The sequence below is a fragment of the Methanocalculus sp. genome (assembly GCF_029762515.1).
Lineage (GTDB): Archaea > Halobacteriota > Methanomicrobia > Methanomicrobiales > Methanocorpusculaceae > Methanocalculus.
On the sequence record NZ_JARVGN010000374.1, the window covers coordinates 1 to 2,228 of the forward strand.

Annotated in this window: 2 protein-coding genes; both read left to right on the plus strand. The window is 41.1% G+C overall.

Annotated features, from left to right (window positions below; genetic code table 11):
- The first annotated feature begins 125 nt into the window (after positions 1-125).
- Positions 126-1,640 carry a hypothetical protein gene (locus QCH34_RS11090; protein WP_300334119.1) on the plus strand — a complete coding sequence of 505 codons (1,515 nt, stop codon included), beginning with the start codon at positions 126-128 and terminating at the stop codon, positions 1,638-1,640.
- Positions 1,618-2,037 (plus strand): ASCH domain-containing protein, encoded by a 420-nt coding sequence (locus QCH34_RS11095; protein ID WP_300334122.1) that lies wholly within the window; start codon positions 1,618-1,620, stop codon positions 2,035-2,037. The genes QCH34_RS11090 and QCH34_RS11095 overlap by 23 nt, the downstream gene beginning before the upstream one ends.
- Positions 2,038-2,228: the final 191 nt, after the last annotated feature.

Below are 2,228 nucleotides of genomic sequence, written 5' to 3' on the forward strand. Positions count from 1 at the left end.
CTACGACCCCATGGAGGTGATGGAGGCCTGCACATATGAAGTTTAACGCAAACGGCGTATTTCTGTCAGGATATAAAAAACAAGATTATTATGGTACGATTTCTTAAAAAACACAAGGGGCGCCTATGAGGATCCTTATAGACACGAATATTTTCATCTATCGGGAGGAAGATCATGTTGTTTCAGAGGATCTCAGCAATCTTCTAAGGCTGTTAAACGAATTGAAAACTGAATTATTCGTCCATCCTCTATCCATTCAGGAATTGCAGAAGGATGACGATGAAAAAAGGAGAGCGGTAAATCTCTCAAAAATTCGGGTATACTCTGTACTTCAACGCCCTCCTTCTCCCTCACATGACTTTGAATATATTGAAGCGGTCGGCCCAATTAAAACGTCCAATGATGCAATTGACAATGCAATCCTTTATGGGGTTTATAAGAACTCGGTTGATTTTTTCATAACAGAAGATCGGGGGATCCACAAGAAAGCTCAGGGCCTTGGCATCGCCGATAGAGTTTTTGTTATCAATGAGGCGATTTCATTTTTCAACGAATTCCTGCCCTCAAAACATGCGGTACTCACGCCTCCTGCGTTAACAGAAGACTACGTTCACAATCTGGATGTAAATGACCCACTTTTTGACACTTTAAGGCGAGATTATCCGGAATTTAGTGAATGGTTTGCAAAAATCTCGAAAGAAGGGAGAAAATGTTTTGTCAACCGTAGATCGGATGGAACTCTTGGTGCCATCCTGATTTATAAAATTGAAAATGAAGCAATTTCTTCCATACCCCCGCTTCCGAAAAAGAAGAGATTAAAGATTGCCACGATGAAAGTGACTCATATTGGCTATAAAATCGGAGAATTGCTCCTCAAGGTATCAAATGATATTGCATTGCAGAATGGGATATGTGAGATCTATTTGACGCACTTCACCGAACCTGAGGACCGATTGGTCGATCTTATCACAGAATTTGGTTTTTTCAAAGCAGGGGTGCTCACCTCACGGGGTATCGACGAGGATATCTTCCTCAAAGAACTGTGTATTGAGGGGGCAGATGTGGCCGCCCTTACTCCTGTAGAGATCTCTCGGCGATACCACCCAAGTTTCTATGATGGCGAACATGTGAGGAAACTCATCATTCCAATTCGGCCAGACTTCCACGATCGGTTATATGCAGATTTTTCTGATGGGAGACAGACCAGACTATACGAGCATGATGGAGAATTCAGCCCGGAGGGAAACACAATTAAAAAGGCATATCTAACCCATAGCAGAATAAAAAAAGTAAATCCCGGAGATATTGTACTTTTTTACAGATCTGCTGATAAAAAAGCAATTGTGTCTCTTGGTGTGGTTGATAATTTCTATCCCGATGTTCGAGACATTGATGAGATTATAAGGATTATCGGAAAAAGAAGTGTGTATTCACACAATGAAATCGAAAGATCTTATAAGCCGCTCGCAATACTATTATTTAGACATCATTTCCATCTCCGCCACGGCATCACACTCAAAGAACTATTGGATTCAGGCATTCTCTCTGGAGCCCCTCAATCAATTACACAAATCGACGACGAGAAATTTGCTAAAATTAAACGGATGGGTGGAATTAATGAGAGTTTTACTTTCAATTAAACCGAAATATGTAGAGCAGATCCTGAAGGGAAATAAAAAATTCGAGTTCCGTAAGGTGATCTTTAAAGATCAATCTGTTCAGGAAATTTTCATATACTCGTCATATCCCGTGAAAAAAATCATTGGGAAATTCCGTGTAGGGGATATCCTGGAAGACCATCCCGATAGACTTTGGATGAAGGTGAAAGATGCATCCGGCATTGATGAGGAAGAATTTTTCAATTACTTTCATGGCAAAGAGAAAGGTTTTGCCATAGGTATCGATGAGATGCTTCAATTTGATGAACCCTATGATCCTTGGGAGCATAATTCCAATTTTATCGCTCCGCAGTCCTTTCAGTATATTGATGATTCATTTATCCCTCAGGAGTCCGAAGAATTTTTAGCGGAATGCTGAACGAAACCAATTTTTACCGAATCTTATTAAAGCCCCAATTTCTCCAATAATCCGGGAATAATTGAATTTTCATAGAATTTATCTTGTCTTGGTAAAGAAACGTTGATAAACCCCTGTTTTCCGGCTCCGCCCCTCCGCTCCACCCTTTTATGCACCGCTCCCGGACGAAGTACCTGTGCCCCCGGAGCTGC

Coding starts and splice junctions, on each gene's coding strand:
- QCH34_RS11090 (WP_300334119.1), top strand. CDS start 126: ATGAGGATCCTTATAGACACGAATATTTTCATCTATCGGGAGGAAGAT.
- QCH34_RS11095 (WP_300334122.1), top strand. CDS start 1,618: ATGAGAGTTTTACTTTCAATTAAACCGAAATATGTAGAGCAGATCCTG.